A 20,475-nucleotide genomic window follows, 5' to 3' on the forward strand; every position below is an offset into this window, starting at 1 on the left:
TCATTCGTGCACCTCGGTTTATCTGACATAGCGAGGTGTCTGGGATGGGAGTGCTGCGCACTCCAGCGGGAGCAAGCTCCCTCGCCACAGGGGATTGCGTCGTTCTTAAGGTTTCGGTGGATTGACCTTCGCCGCCAGCGCATACGCCTTCACCGTCGCCGGGCGGTTCTGGATGTGGGTGAACCAGCGCAGGACGTTGGGAAAGTCTTCCAGGTTCTGGCTCTGCCACTTGTGGGAAACGATCCACGGGTAAATCGCCATGTCGGCAATGCTGTATTCGCTGCCGGCGACGAATTCATTGTTCGCCAGTTGCTTGTCGAGCACGCCGTAGAGGCGGGCGGTTTCGTCGATGTAGCGTTTGATCGCGTAGGGGATTTTTTCCGGAGCGAACTGGCTGAAGTGGTGATTCTGCCCGGCCATCGGCCCCAGGCCGCCCATCTGCCAGAACAGCCATTGCAGCGCTTGCTGGCGCCCGCGCAGGTCCTTGGGCAGGAACTTCCCGGTCTTCTCCGCCAGGTACAGCAGAATCGCCCCGGATTCGAACAGCGCCAACGGCTCGCCACCATCGGCCGGTTCGTGATCGACGATGGCCGGGATTTTGTTGTTCGGGGAAATCTTCAGGAATTCAGGCTTGAACTGGTCGTTCTGGCTGATGTTGATCGGATGCACGTCGTACTTGAGGCCGGCCTCCTCGAGGAAAATCGAGATTTTGTGGCCGTTGGGGGTGGTCCAGTAATACAGGTCGATCATGGAGTACTCCAGAAATGGACGTCATTAGGTACGCACAGCAGCCGCTCGCATCAGGTCGTCCCGTTTGCACCGCAAACTTGCCTGTAGGAAGAGGTGATGCTGAAGTGCGTGAAATTCAATGACCCGACGTGAGAAAAGTCAGTATGGAGCTCAAGACCAACGCGGCACTGATCATCATCGATCAACAAAAAGGTATTCTGCAGCCGCGGTTGGGCCGTCGAAATAATCCTCGGGCTGAGGAGCGAATCGTTGATTTGCTGGCGCATTGGCGGCTGACCGCACGGCCGGTGATCCACGTGCAGCACCTGTCCCGCTCACCGGACTCGGTGTTCTGGCCGGAGCAATCGGGGGTGGAGTTTCAAGAACGGTTTCAGCCATTGGCCGGTGAACGACTGATCCAGAAGCACGTGCCGGATGCGTTTTGCGCGACAGGGCTGGAGGTGGGGTTGCGTGAAGCGGGGATCGAGCAATTGATCATCGTTGGTGTGGCGACGAACAACTCGGTGGAATCCACGGCGCGCACGGCGGGCAATCTGGGGTTTGACGCGTGGGTGGTGGAGGATGCGTGTTTTACCTTCGACAAGGCTGACTTTTTTGGCCATCCCCATTCAGCCGAAGAGGTTCACGCCATGTCGCTGGGCAACCTGCATGGCGAATATGCAACGGTTATCAACACAACGCAGGTTCTTACGGCTGGCTAAATTCCCGTAGGAGCGAGGCTTGCCCGCGAAGAGGGCGCCTCGGTCAATCAGGCAAACCGCGTCATCGTTCTTCGCGGGCAAGCCTCGCTCCTACAGGAGGCTATGTCGTTCACAAAACCCATGTGGGAGCGAGCCTGCTCGCGAAGGCGATTCAACCGGCGAAGCCAATCTTCGCCCGAAGCATCAAGCCCCGTGGCACTTCTTGAATTTCTTGCCGTTGCCGCACGGGCAAGGGTCGTTGCGGCCGACGTCTTTCAGGGCGTTGCGCACCGGTTCCTGGTGGGCGTGGCCGCAGTTCGGGCCGTGGACATGGCCATGGTCGTGATCATGGTGGTCATGGGCATGATCATCATGATCGTGATTGCAGTCAGGGCCATGGACATGAGGTTGTTGGGTCATCGGGGTTACTCCGGAATTAAATCGGCGGGGATTATCACGCCATTACGCGCCAGGTGCACGTAGTGCGCGATGAATAAACCGGTTTCCAATTCACCTTCCAGACGATAGGGGATGGGTTGCTTGGGGCTTTTGAGCATTTTCACCAGGTCGCGCACCTTGGGCCACAGATTGGTGCGGATCGGCACCTTGAAATAAGCGCTGCGCTTGGGGCCGACCGTGAACCAGTGCTCGTGCTCGCCTTCGGTCAGCAGCATGTCGCCCAAATGAATGCGGTATTCCAGGCTGCGCACGGTCAAGTCACTGTCGTTGGGGTTGTCGACGCGAAAGTGCAGGAGGAATTTCTGCTCCAGCAATTTGGCCCGCACCACCTCGACCTTGACCAGATGCACCTGCGGGTCCGGTTCGTCGTCGCTGAACCACGACGCGCAGCCGCCGAGCGCCAGGAACAGGAGCAGGGTAAATAGATGAGTGAAATGGCGTTGACGGTTCATGGTGATGTTTCTCCTTGAACCCCAGTCTAGCCCCTGTAGGAGCGAGGCTTGCCCGCGAAGAGGCGGTAACATCCAACTTCTATGTTGGCTGACACACCACCTTCGCCGGCAAGCCTCGCTCCTGCAAAAGCAAAAAATCCAAAGCGCCGCTATCTCAAGCGCCGAAATACCCCGCACAACACTTCTTGAATTTCTGCCCGCTCGCACACGGGCAGGCGTCGTTGCGCCCGGCCTTGAGTTGCACGGTCGGGTCAATGAAGTACCAGTGGTCGGCATTCTGCACAAACGAGGAGCGCTCGCGGTGGCTGTGTTCGCCGGTGCCATCGTGCCAGCGGGCGGTGAAGGTGACGAAGGCGTGCTCCGGTTGGCCGCCGAACACCTCGGAGCTTTCCACCTCAAGGCCCAGCCAGGTGCTTTGCGCACTCCAGTCGCTGATGGACTGGCGATCCAGGCCGGACTGTTGGGCGGGCAGGGTGGTTGCCACCAGATAGTCGACAAGCCCCAGCACATAAGCGCTGTAGCGCGAACGCATCAAGGCCTCGGCGCAGGGGGCCGGATGGCCGGCATGGTAATGGCCGCAGCAGGCGTCAAGCAGGGTGCCGCTGCCGCAAGGGCAAATGGATGTACTCATTGCGTTACCACCAATATTTCCCGAAGTTTTCCGGATTGGCCCAGAACCGTGCGTTGAGCCAGTCGGGCACTTGTTTATAGTCGAGCAGATCATAGGTGAACAGCGTCAACACCTGTTCATCGCGCTTGAAACGTTCGCTGGCTTGCAGGGCCAGGGAGAAAAAATCGGTTTCCTGCCAGCCGCTGGCCGGCAAGTCCGCCAGCACCGCGATGCGACTGGCGTTGAGGTTACGGATCCCGCCCAGCAGGTTCAGGCCATCACGCTTGGGCAGGTGCTCCAGGCAATCGACCACCAGCGCCAGGTCAAAACGCCGCGCCGCCAGCTCTGTCGGCAATGGCCCGGGCTCGGCGTGGGCGACGCAACTGTCCGGGTGCGCGAGCTTGAACGCCTCCAGCGCCGGGAACTGGCTGGCGCCGATCAGCAACAGACGCGCCGGGGCGTAGCGGTCAAGCAAAGCGGCCAACGCTTGCTGGGGCGTGCGCGAAGAAATACCTGCAATCATCGAAGATCCTCAATCAGAGCTGCCAAGACTAGCCTGCCCCAACGCTCGGGCCTAGGGCCACCGCGTGGCAAAAGTGCCGATCTGCCGTGAACGCGGGGCAAAACGGCAATGGCCTATTGCTGGCGGAGATTAAAACTCCGGTCTTTACTCCCTGAATCGGTTTTAAGCCGATCCCTCAGGAGAAAACTAGATGAGCATAGTTCGGACAGCATTACCCTTGGTTCTGCTAACCAGTGTGTTGACTGGTTGCGCAGGTTTGCAGAAAACCGACTGGCCGACCTGTGCGGCAGTCGGCGGCGTCGTCGGTGCCGGTCTCGGTGCTACCGAAAGTTCGGCGTGGGCGGGGTATGGTGCGCTGCTGGTCGGCGGCACCGCAGCCGCTTATTGCTGGGTGCACGGTGATGGCGACGAAGACGGCGATGGCGTGCCGGACAGCCGCGACAAATGCCCGCATACGCCTAAAGGCGTGCAGGTCGATGCCGACGGTTGCCCTCCACCTGTAGCCCCTGCGCCAGTGGTTGAAGAGGCCGTGGTGGTCAAGGAAGAAACCATCGTCATCCGCGATGTTCACTTCCAGTTCGACAAAGCCACCCTGACCCCTTCCGACAAAGAGGTGCTCGACAAGGTCGCGACTCGCCTGAAGCAGGAATCCTCGACCGCGCGCCTGACCGTGACCGGCCATACCGACAGCGTGGGCAGCGATGCCTACAACCAGAAACTGTCGGATAAACGTGCGCATTCGGTGGTGGAATACCTGATCCACGACGGCGTACCGCGCAGCAGCTTCGTCTCGGTAACCGGTAAAGGCGAAAGCCAACCAGTGGCCGATAACAAAACCGCTGATGGCCGCGCAATGAACCGTCGCACCGAAATCAAAATCGAGCGTTAAAGCCCCTTCCGCTCCGCGGCTTGTGCAGTCGCGGATGCGGGTCTTTACTCCTGTGTAACCGGTATGGGCCGGTAACACAGGAGCATTCACAAATGAGCGTTTTCACACGGACCGTCTTACCGGTTCTGCTGCTTGGCAGCCTGTTGACCGGTTGCGCCACTCACAGCGATGGCACTGCCCCCCTGAATCAACGTACCTGGCCGATTTGCAGCGTCATTGGCGGCTTGGTCGGCGGCGGCCTGGGGGCCCTCGAAAGTGGCGGTTGGGCGGGCGGTGGCGCGGCGCTCGGTATCTTGACCGGTGGCTTGATCTGCTACGCCCAGGATGGCGATGAAGATGGTGACGGTGTATTCGACCGCCGCGATCGTTGCCCCGATACGCCGGCCAATACCCCGGTCGATCATCGCGGCTGTCCGTTGCCGCAATACCCGGCCAGCGTGAAACCCGTCGAGCCTGCACCGGTCTCCGAAGTCATCACTCTGAGCGATGCCGGCAACGTGCTGTTCGCGTTCGACAAGTCCGACCTGACGCCGGCGGCCCGCAGCCAACTGGACGGCCTGATGGCCAAGTTGCAGAACGCCGATGTGGTCAGCATCAAGGTGGTGGGCCATACCGACAGCAAAGGTTCGGATGCCTATAACCAGGCATTGTCGGAACGTCGCGCCAGCAGCGTGGCGGCCTATCTGCTGAGCCAGGGCCTGTCGCCGAACAAACTCACCAGCGAAGGCAAGGGCGAAAGCGAGCCGGTGGCCGACAACGAAACCGAAGAAGGGCGGGCGCAAAACCGTCGCGTGGAACTGCACATTAACCGTTGATGCATGACGCAGAGCCTCGATCTAGAGCCGCCGGGCGATAAAAATCGTCGATCCGGCGGCCCTGATGAAGAATTTTCTCTCGCCCACTGGCGCATTCCTTGTGGAAGCCGTTACTGTGCGCTCAAAGAATAATTCTCAACGGGGGAGCGTATGAAGGTGTTTTGGGGGCTGGGGAAACTGTTGACCCTGCTGTTCTGGTTGGTGGTGCTGGTCAATCTGCTGATCCCGTTGATTCATCCGCTGCACCTGCTGCTCAACATGGCCGGTGCGTTGCTGGCGTTCATCCATATTCTCGAAGTGCTGCTGTGCAACCGCAGCCTCAAAGGTCGCGCCCATCCGTGGCGTGATCGTCTGAAAATCCTGTTCTTTGGCGTTTTCCATCTGCAAACCATTCCGGCCCCGGCCGTACCAGGGGCTTCCCATGCGTAAACTCTGTCTGCTCGCTGCACTCATCAGCCCACTGGCCTGCGCCCAGGTGGTGAGTGTCGAAACCAATTCCCTGATGCGCCTGCCCAACACCGCCAGCACTTTGCAGCTGGAAAAACTCGAAGTCGCCGATTACGGCACCTTGCTGATTCCTTCGAACGTGACCGAAGTGACGGTTGGTGAACTGCACCTGGGACGCGACGCGCGTATCGCCATCGTGCCGGGCGAGCAGGCGCTGGACTTGAAAGTCAGCCGCGCCAACCTGTCCGAAGGCAGCCTGATCACTGCACGCGGTGCGCCGGGGACTTACCTCAAGGCCGCCCGTTCGGGACGTAACCTGAATTTGCAGATCAAAGCGTTGAACGCGCCGAAACTGATCGTCGACGCTCGCGGTGGGGCGGGTGCGCCGGGGTTTGTCGGGCTGGACGGTGCCAACGGTGAAGAACCGGGTTGCACCTGGGGCCAGGCCGGTCGCGGGTTCGACGGCAGCAATGGCAGCGACGGCCAGCCGGGGGCGGCGGGTGCGCTGGTGCGTTTGGAAGTGCCGCGTGATTACCCGGCGGAGCAGATCAAAGTCCAGGTGGCCGGCGGTGCCGGTGGCCTGGCCGGTCCCGGTGGCAAACCGGGCGCGGGCGGCAAGGCCAAAGGTTGCCTGGTGTACAAGGCTGATGGCGGCAAGAGTGGCAAACCGGGGGCTGATGGCCAGCCGGGACCTGCCGGAGCGGCGGGGGCGGTGACGGTTCAGCGGTTGTAAGCTGGTTCTGAAATCTGTGTAGGCTGATCGATAGTCTTCGCGGGCAAGCCTCGCTCCTACAGTTTTTGCGCCGTCGCGGTAGCCGCGAACGACATAAATCCTGTAGGAGCGAGGCTTGCCCGCGAAGCTTTTAAAACATCGGCCGCGCCGCCGCAATCGCCACCAACACCAACCCGACAATCAGATTTATCCCCACCAATTTGCGAATCTTCCCCAGCGCCGCCGCACCCGCCGGCCAATCCTGCGCCTGCACCGCCGTGCGCAACTCAGGCAACAACAACGCTTGAATCCGGATAAACAGCGCGGTCATCACCACGTACAAGCCCATCATCACCTGCACATAACGCGGCGCGGCTTCAAAGCCGGTGTATTGCAGATGAATCATGCCCACACCGCTGATCGGCAAAAGCACCACGGCCACCCAGACCCAGCGGAAAAAACCTTGAAACACTTCTACCCACAGCTTCAACCGGCCGGGGCCTTCCAAGGCCTTCATCGCCGCCGGGCGCAGGACCATCCAGGCGAAAAACATACCGCCCACCCACACCAGGGCGGACAGGACATGCAGGGTATAAACGAGGCTAAAAGCGGTCATTGAGGTACTCCGTTCTGCGCGGGATTAATTAGCGCGGTATGATAGCCGCCATCCGAAACCACTGAAAATTTATCCAGCGTTTTTTGCGCCCGACAATCCATGATCAGCACCGAACTCAAAACCACGATCCAGGGCGCCTACACGCGTTTTCTTGAAGCCAAGAGCCTCAAGCCGCGCTACGGCCAACGCCTGATGATCGCCGAAATCGCCAAAGTCCTCGGTGACATCGACACCGACGACGAAGGCCGGCGCAGTAGCGACCCCGCGATTGTCGCGGTGGAAGCCGGCACCGGTACGGGGAAAACCGTGGCCTACAGCCTGGCGGCGATCCCGACTGCGAAGGCGGCGGGCAAACGCCTGGTGATCGCCACGGCCACCGTGGCCCTGCAAGAGCAAATCGTCTACAAGGATTTGCCCGACCTGATGCGCAACAGCGGGCTGAATTTCACGTTCGCCCTGGCCAAGGGCCGCGGGCGCTACATGTGCCTGTCCAAGCTCGACATGTTGCTGCAAGAAGGTCACGCACAAACCGCCACTGCACAGTTGTTCGAAGAAGAAGGCTTCAAGATCGAGGTCGATGAGGCCAGCCAGAAGCTGTTCACCAGCATGATCGAAAAACTGGCCGGCAATAAGTGGGACGGCGACCGCGACAGTTGGTCCACCGCGTTGGAGGACGCCGACTGGGCGCGCCTGACCACCGATCACAGCCAATGCACCAACCGTCATTGCCCGAACTTCGGCCAGTGCGCCTTCTACAAGGCCCGCGAAGGCATGGGCAAGGTCGACGTGATCGTCACCAACCACGACATGGTCCTGGCCGACCTGGCCCTGGGCGGCGGCGCCGTGCTGCCGGACCCCCGCGACACCATCTACGTGTTCGACGAAGGCCACCACTTGCCGGACAAGGCCATCGGTCACTTCGCCCACTACACGCGCCTGCGTTCCACCGCCGACTGGCTGGAAACCACTGCGAAGAACCTGACCAAACTGCTGGCCCAGCACCCGTTGCCGGGCGACCTGGGCAAGTTGATCGAACAAGTGCCGGAGCTGGCGCGGGAGATCAAGACTCAGCAGCAGTTCATGTTCACTGCGTGCGAGCAGGTCGCCGATTTCAAACCCGGTGAAGACGTCGAGGGCCGTGAGCGGCCCCGTCATCGCTTCGTCGGCGGGGTGATTCCCGAGCACATGCGCGAGATGGGTGTCGAGCTGAAGAAAGCCTTCGCCCGCCTGACTGATCTGTTCACTCGTCTCACCGAGCTGCTCAAGGAAGGCATGGACGGCGAGGTCAACATCGGCATCGCCAGCAACCAGGCCGAAGAGTGGTATCCGCTGTTTGGCAGCCTGTTGTCCCGTTCTTCCGGCAACTGGGAGTTGTGGACTGCGTTTACCGCTGAAGACCCGGAAGACAACCCGCCGATGGCCCGTTGGCTGACCCTGGCCGAAAGCGGTTCGCTGTTCGACATCGAGGTCAACGCCAGCCCGATCCTCGCGGCAGAAATGCTCCGTCGTAATCTGTGGAACGTGGCTTACGGCGCCTTGGTGACCTCGGCGACCCTGACTGCCCTCGGCACCTTCGACCGCTTTCGCATGCGCGCCGGGCTACCGAAAAAAGCCGTGACCGCCGTGGTCCCGAGCCCGTTCCACCACGCCGATGCCGGCGTGCTGCGGGTCCCGGACCTCAAGGCTGATCCACGGGATGCACCGGCCCACACCGCCGCGATCATTCGTGATCTGCCGTCACTGGTGGAAGGCTCTCGCGGCACCTTGGTGCTGTTCTCCTCGCGCAAACAGATGCAGGACGTGTTCGACGGCCTGGATCGCGACTGGCGCAAGCAAGTGTTCATTCAAGGCAACCTGTCGAAACAGGAAACCCTGAACAAGCACAAGGCGCGGGTCGATGGCGGGGATTCGAGCGTGCTGTTCGGCCTGGCGAGTTTCGCCGAAGGCGTGGATTTGCCCGGCGCCTATTGCGAACACGTGGTGATCGCCAAGATTCCGTTCTCGGTGCCCGACGATCCGGTGGAAGCCGCGTTGGCCGAGTGGATCGAAGCCCGGGGCGGCAATCCGTTCATGGAAATCTCCGTGCCGGACGCCTCGCTGAAACTGGTCCAGGCCTGCGGTCGCCTGCTGCGCACCGAAGAGGATCGCGGCACCATCACTTTGCTTGATCGACGCCTGGTGACCCAGCGTTATGGCAAAGCGATCCTCAATGCGTTGCCACCCTTCCGACGTGAAATTTCCTGATACACGCGTGGGCAATTTTGCCCACCGCGTTGTCTATCTCTCTGTCATCGCTTTTCCACTGGCCATTGTTGGTCGTTAGGGAGAATTTCGTTCTCATGATTCGTCGTTCGTTGCCTGCTGTATTTGCCCTGTTGTTCGCAACGCCCTTGCTGGCTGCCCCTGCGGGCCAGCAGACGCTGTTCAACTTTGTGCGCCCCGCCGATGTGGTTCAGGTGGCGACCCAGGACTCCAGCCTGCCGCAATCCAACGCCGAGCAAACGGCCGAAGGCGAAGTGCTGCGCCGGGTGACCTTCAACCCGGTAGCCAAGCCCACCTTGCGCCTGACCCCGCAAACCGGCGCCTGGGACTGGTCGCAGTCGGGAGTCATGAGCCTGCGGGTCCAGAGCGCGATGAACTGGGCCTTGACCCTTTACGTGACCATCCAGAGCAACGATGGCAAGACCCTCGTCAGCCGCGTCGATCTGCCCGCCGGCCCGGCGCAAACCCTGCTGGTGCCGCTGGTGGCGAGTTCGCCGTTGAGCCAGGGCATGAAAGCCGGGCCGCCGATGCCGATGACTGTCGACGGCCAGCGCGTGTTGCTCGCCAGCAGCAGCGGTGAGCTGGATCGCAGCCAAGTGGTCTCGGTGAGTTTGTCGATGGATCAGCCGAACGTGGCCCAGAGCATCCTGCTGGAGCGCTTCGGTGTGCAGGACGCTGAGGACGTGAGCAAAGCCGTGTATGGCGCTCTGGTGGACGCTTACGGTCAATCGACCCGGGCCAAGTGGCCAGAAAAAGTCAGCAACGACGAACAACTGAAAGCCGCCGCCGCCAAGGAACAGCAACAACTGAAAACCTGGCTGGCCGAGCGCGAGAAGTCGTCCCTGGACAAGTTCGGCGGCTGGAACAAAGGCCCGGCGTTCAAGGCCAGTGGCTTTTTCCGCACCGAAAAGCGTGACGGTCGCTGGTATCTGGTGACGCCGGAAGGGCATCCGTTCTATTCCCTGGGGGTGAACACCGTGGCCCCGGACGTTGATCAAACCTACGTCGCCGGTCGTGAATGGATGTTCGAAAACCTGCCCAAACCCGATGAACCGCTGGCCAGCCACTTTGGCGAAGGCGACAACCGTGGCGGCAACGGCGCCGATCAGGGGCGGGCCTTCAATAACGGTCGTTGGTTCGACTTTTACGGCGCCAACCTGCAACGCCTCTACGGTTCGCCCTGTGCGGTGACCAGCGAAACCAAGGCCGGTGTCGCCGAAGCGGCCAAGGCTGACGCGGTGGCGCAGACGGCGGAAAAAGCCGCTGAGCAACCTGTCGCGCCGACGACGGCTGAGTCCGGTATCGCCGAAGCAGCCAAGTCGGGTGCCACCGAAGCGACAGTCGCCAAAGCGGTAGAACCCTGCAAAGCCGTGGTGGATGAGCAACGCTGGACCACGCACACCCTCGATCGCCTGCAAGCCTGGGGCTTCAACACGGTCGGCAACTGGAGCGCCCCGGCGCTGGCCAACGCGGATCGCGTGCCGTACACCTTGCCGCTGTCGATCGTCGGCGATTACGCCAGCATCAGCACCGGCACCGATTGGTGGGGCGGCATGCCCGACCCATTCGACCCGCGTTTCGCCATGGCCACCGAGCGTGCCGTGGCTATCGCCGCCCGGGATCACCGCGACGATCCGTGGCTGATCGGCTACTTCGCCGACAACGAACTGGCCTGGGCCGGTCCCGGCGATGATCCGAAGTCCCGTTACGCCCTGGCTTACGGCACGCTGAAAATGACCACCGACGTGCCGGCCAAACGCGCGTTCCTCAAGCAATTGCGCGACAAGTACCGCAACCAGGCGGGCCTGTCGAAAGCCTGGGGCATTGACCTGCCGGCGTGGGAATTGATGGAAGACCCGGGCTTCGAAGCGCCGCTGCCCAGCGCCGATCACCCGGAAATCGAAGCCGACTTCAAATATTTCCAGAAGGTCTTTGCCGACACCTACTTCAAGACCATTTCCGATTCGCTGAAATGGCACGCGCCGAACCAGTTGCTGCTCGGTGGCCGTTTCGCCATCAGCACCCCGGAAGCGGTCGAGTCCTGCGCGCAGTATTGCGATGTCTTGAGCTTCAACATGTACACCCTGAAACCTCAGGACGGTTACGACTTCGCCAGGTTGCGCAGCCTGGATAAACCGGTGCTGATCACCGAATTCAACTTCGGCTCGGCGGATCGCGGCCCGTTCTGGGGCGGCGTGACGCAACTGGCCAAGGAAGAAGACCGCGGCCCGGCCTACGCCAACTTCTTGAAACAGGCGATGAGCGAACCGTCGATTGTCGGCGTGCACTGGTTCCAGTACCTCGATCAGCCAGTGACCGGTCGTCTGCTGGATGGCGAGAACGGCCACTTCGGTCTGGTGGGCATTACCGATGTGCCCTTCCAGGGCTTTGTCGACAGCGTGCGAAAAAGCAACCTGGCGACCGTCGATCAACTGGGCAAAGAGGCCGAGAAGGCCAGGGCTGAGGCGGATAAGGCCAGTCACGAAGCCGAGGGCGGCCGCAAAGGTGACGCCGGTAAAGGCCCGGGGCAGGGCGCCGGGCATGCGGGTGGGCATTCGGGCAATGGTCATTAATAGTTGAGACCCCTGTGGCGAGGGGGCTTGCCCCCGTTCGGCTGCGAAGCAGTCGTAAACCAATGCATGCGGTGTATCTGATACACCTTGGTTGCAGGTTTTGGGGCCGCTTCGCAGCACAACGGGGGCAAGCCCCCTCGCCACAGGTGCTGTGTTTGCCCTTAAATATCGACACATGTTTTCTGAACAAATCTATGGGCGGCTACACCGCCCAGCCCGCCCCTGTTCCCAAATCCCTCCAGGGCTGGAACAATGCGGGCCACTTTGTAGAGCGTTTATCCGGGGGAGTTGCGTTTGCAGATTCAGGGTCATTACGAGCTTAAGTTCGAAGCGGTGCGCGAGGCCTTCGCCGCACTGTTCGACGATCCCCAGGAACGTGGCGCTGCGTTGTGCATCCAGGTCGGCGGTGAAACCGTCCTCGACCTCTGGGCCGGCACCTCTGACAAGGACGGCACTGAAGCCTGGCACAGCGACACCATCGCCAACCTGTTCTCCTGCACCAAGACCTTCACCGCCGTCACCGCGCTGCAACTGGTGGCCGAAGGCAAGCTGCAACTCGATGCCCCGGTGGCCCGCTACTGGCCGGAATTCGCCGCCGCCGGCAAAGAATCCGTGACCCTGCGCCAATTGCTCTGCCACCAGGCCGGTCTGCCGGCCCTGCGCGAATTGTTGGCTCCCGAAGCCTTGTATGACTGGCAAACCATGACTGACGCGCTCGCCGCCGAAACGCCATGGTGGACGCCGGGTGAAGGCCACGGCTACGCGGCGATCACCTATGGCTGGCTGGTGGGCGAATTGCTGCGCCGCGCCGATGGCCGAGGCCCCGGCGAATCCATCGTCGCTCGGGTCGCCAAACCGTTGGGCCTGGATTTCCACGTTGGCCTGGCGGACGAAGAATTTCACCGCGTGGCGCACATCGCCCGGGGCAAGGGCAACGTCGGCGACGCCGCGGCCCAGCGTCTGCTGCAAGTGACCATGCGCGAGCCGACGGCCATGACCACCCGGGCGTTCACCAACCCGCCGTCGATCATGACCAGCACCAACAAACCAGAATGGCGGCGCATGCAACAACCCGCCGCCAATGGCCACGGCAACGCGCGCAGCCTGGCCGGGTTCTACGCCGGTTTGCTGGACGGCAGCCTGCTGGAAAGCGAAATGCTCGATGAGCTGACCCGCGAACACAGCCTCGGCGACGACAAGACCTTACTGACCCGGACCCGTTTCGGCCTGGGCTGCATGCTCGATCAACCCGACGTGCCGAACGCCACCTACGGCCTCGGCCCCAGGGCTTTCGGCCATCCGGGTGCGGGCGGTTCCATCGGTTTTGCTGACCCGGAGCATGATGTTGCCTTCGGTTTTGTGACAAATACCTTGGGGCCCTATGTGTTGATGGATCCACGGGCGCAGCAGCTCGCCAGGGTACTTGCCACTTGTCTGTAAAACTTTGCTGAAATTTCCTACACAGGAACCTCGTAACCTTTTTCGATTCAAAGCGTCTGTTTATGCGGTCCGATTGGGGCCTGTGTTTATTACTTCATTTTGTGGATATCCAATGTCATCCAATAAAACTCTCGCTTTGGCACTGTGCTTCGCCATCACCGGTTGCGCGCAAACTCCGCAAAATGACGCCGAGGGCGGCAGCCACTGGTGGCAGTTCGGTTCTTCCGACAAAGTCGCCGCCAAAGAGCCGGCCCCGGCCACTGCACCCGTGAAAGCAGCCATCACCGCGCCCGTGGTCAAGGCTGAAAGTAGCAGCCATTGGTACTGGCCGTTCGGTTCCGATGAAGGTGCGGACAAGCCAGTGGCCAAGGCCGAGGTGAAACCTGAAGCCAAACCTGCCGATGTCGCCAAGGCTGACGCCGATGCGGGCGGCAAGTGGTGGTGGCCGTTCGGCGGCAAAGAGCAGAGCACCGCCAAAGCGGTGCCGATGCCTGATCCGAAAGTCACCCAGGCCTGGCTCGACGATTACGAACCGCGCCTGCGTGAAGCGATCAAGGACAGCAACCTGCAACTCGAGCGCCGTGACAACGTATTGGTTGTAATCGCGCCAGTGGACAGCTCGTTCAACCCGGATCGCCCGGCCATGCTGCTGCCAAACACCCTGGGGCCGTTCAGCCGCGTCGCGAAAATCCTTGAAGTCGATCCGAAGACCGCTGTTTTGGTGCTCGGTCATGGCGACACATCGGGCGCAGCCCCGGCCAACGTCAAGCTGAGCCAGGAACGTGCCCAGGCCGTGGCCGCGATCTTCCGCCTCAGCGGTTTGCAGCGTGATCGCCTGATGTTGCGTGGCATGGGCGGTGAAGCCCCGCGTGCTGCCAACGATAGCAATGAAGGCCGTGCCTTGAACCGTCGCGTGGAATTGCTGGTGACCCCGCAAAACACCATGGTGGCGTTGCTGAGCAAGTACAACATGCCAGCCCCGGCGCCGGTCACCATGGTCGCGGCTCAAGATGTCAAGCCAGTGGTCAAGCCTGTTACACCGGCGCCAGTGACCAAGAAAGCCGCAGCGCCCGCCGCTAAAAAAGCCCCGGCCAAAAAAGCCGCCGCCAAGGCTCCAGCCAAGAAAGCGCCAGCCAAAGCCGCGACCCCGGCGAAAAAGCCTGCGCCGGCCAAAGCTGCGGTTGATCCGAAGAAAGCCGTCGCCGCGGATGCTGCGAAGAACTGATCGTTAACCAGAAGGAATGTGCCATGACCCAGGCCCTGGCTGATATGCGTCGCGACTACACCCGTGATGGCCTGACCGAGGCGCAAGCCCCGGCCGAGCCGTTTGCGCTGTTCCATCAGTGGTTCGCCGATGCGGTGAAAACCGAACAGGTGCCGGTCGAGGCCAACGCAATGACCCTGGCCACCGTCGATCTTGACGGTCGGCCCCATTGCCGCATTCTGCTGCTCAAGGGCCTGGATGCTCAGGGCTTTACCTTCTTCACCAACTACGACAGCGCCAAGGGCCAGCATCTGGCGGTGAACCCGTTCGCCGCCATGACGTTCTTCTGGCCAACCCTCGAGCGCCAGGTACGCATCGAGGGGCGGGTGGTGAAGGTCTCGCCCGAAGAGTCCGACGCCTACTTTCAGGTCCGGCCTCTTGGCAGCCGTCTCGGCGCCTGGGCGTCGCCCCAGAGCCGGGTGATTGCCGATCGCGGTGAGCTGGAAGAGTTGCTGAAAATCACCGAGCAACGCTTCAGCGATACTCAGCCACACTGCCCGGAACACTGGGGTGGTTACCGTTTGCTCCCCGAGCGCATCGAGTTCTGGCAAGGCCGTCCGAGCCGCCTGCACGATCGCCTCAACTACCGCTTGCAGGGCGCCGACTGGATTCTTGAACGTCTGGCACCCTAAGCAGTCTACCGACCGGGATAGCCTGCCGCAGCGGCCTCAAGCCACTGCGGCAGGTCCCGACGCTTGATCTTTTGCGCTTGAGCGTTTGCCAGTTGCTGGAGCATGAAGGCTTTCTTCTGCTCGTCCTTCCCGGCCAGGGCTAACGCCAGATCGCGGTCCATCCAGCGTTTGATCCGTACGTACAACCATCCATGGAAGTACAAACCGACCGCCGTCGTGACGACAATGATGAAGTAATCCATGAAAAATCCTTGGGTCAACGGCGCAGCTTTTGGTATTTGCCGCTACTGTGGTGTGAGTTCAGAAGTGTCTGTACCGGGCCTGAATGAAACCAATTTTATCCGGGCGATGCCGTGACAGGCGTCAAGCTGCGGAGTTTAATGAATACCTGTCCTTTGGAGTTGATGCTATGCGTAAGTCTGTTTTGCTGGTTGCTTCCTTTTCCACGATGGCGATGTTGCTCACCGGCTGCCAATCCAGCCTGACCGGTGACTCCTACTCCCGTGACGAAGCGCGTCGCGTGCAGACGATTCGCATGGGCACCATCGAATCCCTGCGCCCGGTGAAAATCGAAGGCACCAAGACCCCGGTCGGCGGTGTTGCCGGTGCCGTGGTTGGTGGTGTTGGCGGCAGCGCCATCGGTGGTGGTCGCGGCAGTATCGTTGCTGCGGTGATCGGTGCCGTCGCGGGTGGCTTGATTGGTTCGGCCACCGAAGAAGGCCTGACGCGTGCACAAGGCGTAGAAATTACCGTGCGTGAAGACGACGGCAGCATGCGTGCCTATGTGCAGCAGGTTCAGGAGAATGAAGTGTTCCGTGTTGGCGAGCGGGTGCGGATTTCTACTGTTGGCGGGACTAGTCGCGTTTCGCACTAAGCGGGAGCGAGTACACGAAAACCCCGATCAGGTGACTGGTCGGGGTTTTTTGTTTGTATGAGCAAAAGAATCACTCGATTACGTAGTTGCGCAAAGTCACTCTGTGCACACCAGTTGCACGATGTGATTTGCACACGTGAGGGATTTCCCTGTCCAGTCTTCCAGCACTCGGATTTGTTCTGAAGACAAGTTGTAACCGTCGAATTCATCCTCGGGGTGTTGCCAGTCCATTAGAACCTTCAATGCTTCATGTCGACCGTCGGGGACTTCAACGCTAAGAAGCAGATCTTCGGTCTGACGGTCGAAAACCTCTACGGTGTGTTTCATTCCCTACTCTCCGGGTCGGGATAGCGGGCTCTGCCTACCCTCGACAGTCGTTAGCCGCATGAGGTCAAAAACAAATCCAAATCCCTTGGTAGCTCTAGAGAGCATGCTTTTTCTATTCTGACTATTTGCAGCTCGGTGAGGCGATAGTCATGAAATGATTCTTCATCATTCACCCATCCCATAATCAGTTTAAGTTCGATGGTGGTAATAGGAATCTGTTTCTCAAATGAAGGAAAGTCCTCACCTTTCGGAACTCCCATAATTAAATGCTTCATGGCTCTACCTTTCTTGTTGGGTCCGCTGGTTTATTCTGAGTGCCGGTTTCATGGTCGAACTCGCCCAAGTGTTTTCCGCGTTTGTTGTATTTTTCAACGGCCCCATGCTGGAAGTCCCACTCGTAAATTGTTCCGCTCCTATCCTTCCAGCGTGGCCGCAATCCTCCTCCACCCTTTATGGAGGTTTTTGGGGATGCCCATTTAGCATCTGGAAAAGCTGCTAAAAAATCAGGTTTTTGATGGTAGGTACGCTGAGGCATGCTCAGGACGATGTAAACCGGCCTAACCCCCGACCCCACCGGAAACACAAGAATGAAATCCTTGTACTCCGGCGGATAAACCGGGTTCACGATGATGTTATTCGCAGCCTCAGTCGGCGGATAAACCCAGATATGCGGCGCTTGCGGCGCGGCTTCCAAAGCAGGAATACCAAGGATGTCGGAACCATCCACCGCCGGGGTCCAGATCAGCTCAACGCCATCCCCCAGATCCGCCACCTGCTGACTGCCGCGCAACTCGAACTGCGCGACGTCGACCATTTCCCAATCGCGGTTTTTGCCGGTGTAGAAGCCGTAACCCTTGAGACTGCCGTCCGCCTGTTGCTCGACCCTTAACCGAACACGCGTGCGAGCCTGTTTGAGTGCGCGCAATTGATCTTCGGTGTAGAGCGCGCTATCGCCCAGGCTTGGCGTCCAGAACACCGCGACCAAAGCCGCCAACACGGTGGCACTTGCCGCGCCTATTGCCGATGCGACGGGTATCGCTGGGGCGCGTAACGCAACTTGTCCGATGCCGAGGGGCAGGGCATTGCTGCTGATCGTCTGCAGATTCAGCAGCCCGGCCTCATCCGCTTCGCGAGCACCCAGCCAGGCGACTTCCCCGTAATCCTTCAGGCTGTCGGTGGGCACCATCCCCGAAGGATTGGAGTAATCGATGATCGCGTCCGGCAGCTTGCAGGACTTGGCGAAGACGCAGCCCGCGCGAACGGTTTCGTCTTTGGAGGAGGTGATCGGAAGATTGCGTTCGAAGGCTGCTTGCCTGGCGAGCATGTCGTCGTAGGCTTGCTGCCGGGCGTCCCGCTCGGCCAGTTCAGTGGCGCTCATGAAGCGGTGGGTGACGCGATGCCCGTCACCTGACGGCGGGTTTTTAACCCGTGGGATGTCCTTGTTGCCAGCCACTGATCGTCCTTGAAATTCGTTCGTCGACAGCCCCAGGAAAGGGGCTGAACGACGTTAACGAATGTGGCTGATCGTGGCTGTAGGACGAGTCTCTGATGGTCCTAGGAGTGTTCTCTGTTACTCAGGATTGCAGTGCGACGCGCTTGCGACTCGCCGCCGCCGTCACTGCATACCCAATCAACGCCGCCAATATCGACCCGGTCAAGATCCCCATGCGGTCCATCCCGGCGTAGTCACTGGCGCCCGGCACGAAGGCCAGGGAGCCGACAAACAGGCTCATGGTGAAACCAATCCCGCAGAGGATTGCCACGCCCAGCACCTGACCCCAGTTGGCGCCCTGGGGCAGGGCGGCGATGCCGGTTTTTACCGCCAGCCAGGTGAGGCCGAACACGCCCAGGGTCTTGCCCAGCAGCAGGCCGGTGGCGATGCCCATCGGGACGTGGTGAGTGAAACTCTCCGGGGTCACGCCGCTCAGGGACAGGCCGGCGTTGGCGAAGGCGAACAACGGCAGGATGCCGTAGGCGACCCATGGGTGCAGGGCGTGTTCGAGGGTCATCAGTGGCGACGGTTCGGCATTCTTGGTGCGCAATGGAATGCAGAACGCCAGGGTCACGCCGGCCAGTGTCGCGTGGACACCGCTCTTGAGCACGCACACCCACAGGATCAGTCCGATGATCATGTATGGTCCGAGCTTGACCACGCCGAGCCGGTTCATCGCGATCAGCGCGACGATGCAGGCGCCGGCCAGTGCCAGGGACAATGTCGACAATGTGCCTGAGTAGAAAATCGCGATGACGATGATGGCACCGAGGTCGTCGATGATCGCCAGCGTCATCAAGAACAGCTTCAGCGATACCGGCACGCGTTTGCCCAGCAGGGCCAGCACGCCGAGGGCGAAGGCGATGTCGGTGGCCATCGGGATCGCCCAACCGCCCAGCGCCGCCGGATCGTCACGGTTGATGAACCAGTAGATCAACGCCGGCACCACCATGCCGCCAATCGCCGCCGCGCCGGGCAGGACGATTTGCGACGGTTTCGACAATTGGCCGTCGAGCACTTCGCGCTTCACTTCCAGGCCGATCAGCAGGAAGAACAGGGCCATCAGGCCATCGTTGATCCATAGCAGCAAGGGCTTGGCAATTTTCAGTGCGCCGATCTGGGCGACCACGGGGGTGTCCAGAAAGCCGTTATAGAGCCACGACAACGAGGAGTTGTTGATGATTAAAGCCAGGGCTGCGGCGGCGATCAGTAACAGACCGCTGGCAGCTTCCAACTGAAAGAAACGCGTGAACGTGCTACGCAGAGGCAAGGTCGCTCTCCATCGATGGATTCAAAAGGTGGCACACCCTAACCCGTACCGTTAGTTGTTAAAACAAAAGTTATATTCTTTTTTGTTATATGCCGTTGCGACGCTAATAGTAGCGAAGCGCAACGAGGACTGAGCCTAGCAGTTGCCGGACGTATTGAACCTCAGCTGTATCTGTGCGTGATGTAGGTTTTTTCCTAAGCTTAGGGGCTGAGCCTTGCAACAAGGCCGACTATTCAACGAGATCACCACCATGAGCGACACCCGACAGTGGGCCCGCGAAGCCATCCGGATCATCGAAGCCGACTTCCAGCGCAGCGCCGACACCCATCTGATTCCCTTGCCGCTGCCGGGTTTGCCGGGCATCGAGTTGTATTTCAAGGATGAGTCCAGCCACCCCACCGGTAGTCTGAAACATCGGCTGGCCCGTTCGCTGTTCCTCTACGCGCTGTGTAACGGCTGGCTCAAGCCTGGCGCGCCGGTGATCGAGGCGTCCAGCGGTTCGACGGCGATTTCCGAGGCCTACTTCGCCCGTTTGCTGGGCTTGCCGTTTATTGCGGTGATGCCGGCGACCACTTCCAAAGAGAAGATTGCGCAGATTGCTTTCTACGGTGGCAAGAGCCATTTGGTGGACGATCCCACCCAGATCTATGCCGAGTCCGAGCGCCTGGCCCGGGAACACGATGGCCATTTCATCGACCAGTTCACCTACGCCGAACGCGCCACCGACTGGCGGGCGAACAACAACATCGCCGAGTCGATCTTCCAGCAGATGCGCTTCGAGCAACACCCGGAACCGAGCTGGCTGATCTCCAGCCCCGGCACCGGCGGCACCACCGCAACCCTCGGTCGTTACGTACGTTACCGCCAGCATTGCACCCGCGTGCTGTGCGCTGATGCGGAGCGTTCGGTGTTTTTCGATTATTACCAGACCGGCGACGCGAGTTTGCGCCTGGACTGCGGTTCGCGGATTGAAGGGATTGGCCGGCCACGGGTGGAAGCGTCGTTCCTGCCCAAGGTGATCGATGCGATGGTCAAAGTGCCGGATGCCTTGTCCCTGGCGGCCATGCACTACCTGGCGCAACGCCTGGGCCGGCGCGTGGGCGGGTCGAGCGGGACCAACCTGATCGGCGCCTTGATCGCCGCCCAGCAAATGGTCGCGGCGGGGGAGTCGGGGTCAATCGTGGCGATTTTGTGCGACGGCGGCGAACGTTACGCCACCACCTATTACGACCAGGCTTGGCTCAAGGGCCAAGGGTATGAATTGAGCGGGTTGATCGATGCCGTGGCGGCAAGCGTCGAACGCGGCGAACCGCTACCGGCCACCGTACTGCGCGCCAATATCTGACGTGATGATCGTTCCCATGCTCTGCGTGGGAATGCCTCACCGG

Annotated in this window: 23 protein-coding genes; 12 read left to right on the forward strand and 11 right to left on the reverse strand. The window is 60.6% G+C overall.

Going from position 1 to position 20,475, the window contains the following annotated elements; translation table 11 throughout:
* Positions 1-105 precede the first annotated feature (105 nt).
* The gene (locus BK665_RS12750) at positions 106-750 is read right to left on the reverse strand and encodes a glutathione binding-like protein (protein WP_123405941.1); all 645 of its coding nucleotides are present in this window, start codon (positions 748-750) and stop codon (positions 106-108) included.
* A gap of 143 nt (positions 751-893) precedes the next feature.
* Here BK665_RS12750 and BK665_RS12755 point away from each other — a divergent pair, with 143 nt between their 5' ends.
* On the forward strand, positions 894-1,451 hold the full coding sequence (locus BK665_RS12755) for a cysteine hydrolase family protein (RefSeq protein WP_123405943.1): 558 nt from the start codon (positions 894-896) through the stop codon (positions 1,449-1,451).
* 183 nt (positions 1,452-1,634) lie between these two features.
* Here BK665_RS12755 and BK665_RS12760 read toward each other — a convergent pair whose 3' ends face one another.
* The 4 genes from BK665_RS12760 to BK665_RS12775 form a co-directional block, all read right to left on the reverse strand.
* Positions 1,635-1,850 carry an SEC-C metal-binding domain-containing protein gene (locus BK665_RS12760; protein WP_054046981.1) on the reverse strand — a complete coding sequence of 72 codons (216 nt, stop codon included), beginning with the start codon at positions 1,848-1,850 and terminating at the stop codon, positions 1,635-1,637.
* Positions 1,851-1,855: 5 nt separating this feature from the next.
* Positions 1,856-2,341, reverse strand: coding sequence for an LEA/WHy family protein (locus BK665_RS12765; RefSeq protein WP_123405945.1), 486 nt, complete (start codon positions 2,339-2,341; stop codon positions 1,856-1,858).
* A 154-nt stretch (positions 2,342-2,495) separates the two neighbouring features.
* Entirely contained in the window at positions 2,496-2,972 is a 477-nt protein-coding gene (locus BK665_RS12770; RefSeq protein ID WP_123405947.1) for a YchJ family protein, read from the reverse strand.
* A 4-nt stretch (positions 2,973-2,976) separates the two neighbouring features.
* On the reverse strand, positions 2,977-3,474 hold the full coding sequence (locus tag BK665_RS12775) for a DUF6231 family protein (RefSeq protein WP_123405949.1): 498 nt from the start codon (positions 3,472-3,474) through the stop codon (positions 2,977-2,979).
* 190 nt (positions 3,475-3,664) lie between these two features.
* On the opposite strand from BK665_RS12775, the gene BK665_RS12780 reads away from it, so the two are divergent.
* From BK665_RS12780 to BK665_RS12795, 4 genes are all read left to right on the forward strand, one after another.
* A complete protein-coding gene (locus BK665_RS12780) occupies positions 3,665-4,363 on the forward strand; it encodes a PA1041 family peptidoglycan-binding anchor lipoprotein (RefSeq protein WP_123405950.1) in 699 nt (232 codons plus the stop codon).
* A gap of 92 nt (positions 4,364-4,455) precedes the next feature.
* Positions 4,456-5,178 (forward strand): PA1041 family peptidoglycan-binding anchor lipoprotein, encoded by a 723-nt coding sequence (locus BK665_RS12785; protein WP_123405952.1) that lies wholly within the window; start codon positions 4,456-4,458, stop codon positions 5,176-5,178.
* 150 nt (positions 5,179-5,328) lie between these two features.
* Positions 5,329-5,607 (forward strand): DUF1145 domain-containing protein, encoded by a 279-nt coding sequence (locus tag BK665_RS12790; RefSeq protein WP_123405954.1) that lies wholly within the window; start codon positions 5,329-5,331, stop codon positions 5,605-5,607.
* The gene (locus tag BK665_RS12795; RefSeq protein WP_123405956.1) at positions 5,600-6,358 is read left to right on the forward strand and encodes a collagen-like protein; all 759 of its coding nucleotides are present in this window, start codon (positions 5,600-5,602) and stop codon (positions 6,356-6,358) included. Before BK665_RS12790 ends, BK665_RS12795 begins: the two co-directional genes overlap by 8 nt.
* Positions 6,359-6,488: 130 nt before the next feature.
* Here BK665_RS12795 and BK665_RS12800 read toward each other — a convergent pair whose 3' ends face one another.
* Entirely contained in the window at positions 6,489-6,953 is a 465-nt protein-coding gene (locus tag BK665_RS12800) for a CopD family protein (protein ID WP_123405958.1), read from the reverse strand.
* Positions 6,954-7,052: 99 nt separating this feature from the next.
* Between BK665_RS12800 and dinG the strand changes: the two genes are divergently transcribed.
* The 5 genes from dinG to pdxH all read left to right on the forward strand — a co-directional run bounded on the left by dinG (position 7,053) and on the right by pdxH (position 15,124).
* Positions 7,053-9,197 (forward strand): ATP-dependent DNA helicase DinG, encoded by a 2,145-nt coding sequence (gene dinG / locus BK665_RS12805; protein ID WP_123405960.1) that lies wholly within the window; start codon positions 7,053-7,055, stop codon positions 9,195-9,197.
* Between the two features lie 95 nt (positions 9,198-9,292).
* Complete coding sequence (locus BK665_RS12810) at positions 9,293-11,788, forward strand: beta-agarase (protein WP_123405962.1); 2,496 nt, start codon at positions 9,293-9,295, stop codon at positions 11,786-11,788.
* A 294-nt stretch (positions 11,789-12,082) separates the two neighbouring features.
* Positions 12,083-13,228, forward strand: coding sequence for a serine hydrolase domain-containing protein (locus BK665_RS12820; protein WP_123405963.1), 1,146 nt, complete (start codon positions 12,083-12,085; stop codon positions 13,226-13,228).
* A 112-nt stretch (positions 13,229-13,340) separates the two neighbouring features.
* Positions 13,341-14,453 carry an OmpA family protein gene (locus BK665_RS12825; RefSeq protein ID WP_123405965.1) on the forward strand — a complete coding sequence of 371 codons (1,113 nt, stop codon included), beginning with the start codon at positions 13,341-13,343 and terminating at the stop codon, positions 14,451-14,453.
* Positions 14,454-14,476: 23 nt separating this feature from the next.
* The gene (gene pdxH, locus BK665_RS12830; RefSeq protein WP_054046956.1) at positions 14,477-15,124 is read left to right on the forward strand and encodes a pyridoxamine 5'-phosphate oxidase; all 648 of its coding nucleotides are present in this window, start codon (positions 14,477-14,479) and stop codon (positions 15,122-15,124) included.
* Between the two features lie 5 nt (positions 15,125-15,129).
* Here the strand turns inward: pdxH and BK665_RS12835 are convergent, their stop codons facing one another.
* Positions 15,130-15,366 (reverse strand): hypothetical protein, encoded by a 237-nt coding sequence (locus BK665_RS12835; protein ID WP_123405967.1) that lies wholly within the window; start codon positions 15,364-15,366, stop codon positions 15,130-15,132.
* Between the two features lie 167 nt (positions 15,367-15,533).
* Between BK665_RS12835 and BK665_RS12840 the strand changes: the two genes are divergently transcribed.
* Positions 15,534-15,998, forward strand: coding sequence for an outer membrane lipoprotein (locus BK665_RS12840; protein WP_123405969.1), 465 nt, complete (start codon positions 15,534-15,536; stop codon positions 15,996-15,998).
* 96 nt (positions 15,999-16,094) lie between these two features.
* Here the strand turns inward: BK665_RS12840 and BK665_RS12845 are convergent, their stop codons facing one another.
* The 4 genes from BK665_RS12845 to nhaA all read right to left on the reverse strand — a co-directional run bounded on the left by BK665_RS12845 (position 16,095) and on the right by nhaA (position 19,087).
* Complete coding sequence (locus BK665_RS12845) at positions 16,095-16,325, reverse strand: DUF7683 domain-containing protein (protein ID WP_123405971.1); 231 nt, start codon at positions 16,323-16,325, stop codon at positions 16,095-16,097.
* A 50-nt stretch (positions 16,326-16,375) separates the two neighbouring features.
* The gene (locus BK665_RS12850; protein WP_123405973.1) at positions 16,376-16,600 is read right to left on the reverse strand and encodes a hypothetical protein; all 225 of its coding nucleotides are present in this window, start codon (positions 16,598-16,600) and stop codon (positions 16,376-16,378) included.
* Positions 16,597-17,778 carry a colicin E3/pyocin S6 family cytotoxin gene (locus BK665_RS12855; protein WP_123405975.1) on the reverse strand — a complete coding sequence of 394 codons (1,182 nt, stop codon included), beginning with the start codon at positions 17,776-17,778 and terminating at the stop codon, positions 16,597-16,599. The genes BK665_RS12850 and BK665_RS12855 overlap by 4 nt, the downstream gene beginning before the upstream one ends.
* A gap of 121 nt (positions 17,779-17,899) precedes the next feature.
* On the reverse strand, positions 17,900-19,087 hold the full coding sequence (gene nhaA / locus BK665_RS12860; RefSeq protein ID WP_123405977.1) for a Na+/H+ antiporter NhaA: 1,188 nt from the start codon (positions 19,085-19,087) through the stop codon (positions 17,900-17,902).
* A 250-nt stretch (positions 19,088-19,337) separates the two neighbouring features.
* On the opposite strand from nhaA, the gene BK665_RS12865 reads away from it, so the two are divergent.
* Entirely contained in the window at positions 19,338-20,432 is a 1,095-nt protein-coding gene (locus tag BK665_RS12865; protein WP_123405979.1) for a PLP-dependent cysteine synthase family protein, read from the forward strand.
* Positions 20,433-20,475 lie beyond the last annotated feature (43 nt).

It is taken from the genome of Pseudomonas frederiksbergensis (genome assembly GCF_003732665.1).
Taxonomy (GTDB): Bacteria; Pseudomonadota; Gammaproteobacteria; order Pseudomonadales; family Pseudomonadaceae; genus Aquipseudomonas; species Aquipseudomonas frederiksbergensis_G.

Bases quoted from the DNA above. Each gene is read 5' to 3' on its own strand.
- BK665_RS12750 (WP_123405941.1), bottom strand. From the start codon at position 750: ATGATCGACCTGTATTACTGGACCACCCCCAACGGCCACAAAATCTCG.
- BK665_RS12755 (WP_123405943.1), top strand. From the start codon at position 894: ATGGAGCTCAAGACCAACGCGGCACTGATCATCATCGATCAACAAAAA.
- BK665_RS12760 (WP_054046981.1), bottom strand. From the start codon at position 1,850: ATGACCCAACAACCTCATGTCCATGGCCCTGACTGCAATCACGATCAT.
- BK665_RS12765 (WP_123405945.1), bottom strand. From the start codon at position 2,341: ATGAACCGTCAACGCCATTTCACTCATCTATTTACCCTGCTCCTGTTC.
- BK665_RS12770 (WP_123405947.1), bottom strand. From the start codon at position 2,972: ATGAGTACATCCATTTGCCCTTGCGGCAGCGGCACCCTGCTTGACGCC.
- BK665_RS12775 (WP_123405949.1), bottom strand. From the start codon at position 3,474: ATGATTGCAGGTATTTCTTCGCGCACGCCCCAGCAAGCGTTGGCCGCT.
- BK665_RS12780 (WP_123405950.1), top strand. From the start codon at position 3,665: ATGAGCATAGTTCGGACAGCATTACCCTTGGTTCTGCTAACCAGTGTG.
- BK665_RS12785 (WP_123405952.1), top strand. From the start codon at position 4,456: ATGAGCGTTTTCACACGGACCGTCTTACCGGTTCTGCTGCTTGGCAGC.
- BK665_RS12790 (WP_123405954.1), top strand. From the start codon at position 5,329: ATGAAGGTGTTTTGGGGGCTGGGGAAACTGTTGACCCTGCTGTTCTGG.
- BK665_RS12795 (WP_123405956.1), top strand. From the start codon at position 5,600: ATGCGTAAACTCTGTCTGCTCGCTGCACTCATCAGCCCACTGGCCTGC.
- BK665_RS12800 (WP_123405958.1), bottom strand. From the start codon at position 6,953: ATGACCGCTTTTAGCCTCGTTTATACCCTGCATGTCCTGTCCGCCCTG.
- dinG (WP_123405960.1), top strand. From the start codon at position 7,053: ATGATCAGCACCGAACTCAAAACCACGATCCAGGGCGCCTACACGCGT.
- BK665_RS12810 (WP_123405962.1), top strand. From the start codon at position 9,293: ATGATTCGTCGTTCGTTGCCTGCTGTATTTGCCCTGTTGTTCGCAACG.
- BK665_RS12825 (WP_123405965.1), top strand. From the start codon at position 13,341: ATGTCATCCAATAAAACTCTCGCTTTGGCACTGTGCTTCGCCATCACC.
- pdxH (WP_054046956.1), top strand. From the start codon at position 14,477: ATGACCCAGGCCCTGGCTGATATGCGTCGCGACTACACCCGTGATGGC.
- BK665_RS12835 (WP_123405967.1), bottom strand. From the start codon at position 15,366: ATGGATTACTTCATCATTGTCGTCACGACGGCGGTCGGTTTGTACTTC.
- BK665_RS12840 (WP_123405969.1), top strand. From the start codon at position 15,534: ATGCGTAAGTCTGTTTTGCTGGTTGCTTCCTTTTCCACGATGGCGATG.
- BK665_RS12845 (WP_123405971.1), bottom strand. From the start codon at position 16,325: ATGAAACACACCGTAGAGGTTTTCGACCGTCAGACCGAAGATCTGCTT.
- BK665_RS12850 (WP_123405973.1), bottom strand. From the start codon at position 16,600: ATGAAGCATTTAATTATGGGAGTTCCGAAAGGTGAGGACTTTCCTTCA.
- BK665_RS12865 (WP_123405979.1), top strand. From the start codon at position 19,338: ATGAGCGACACCCGACAGTGGGCCCGCGAAGCCATCCGGATCATCGAA.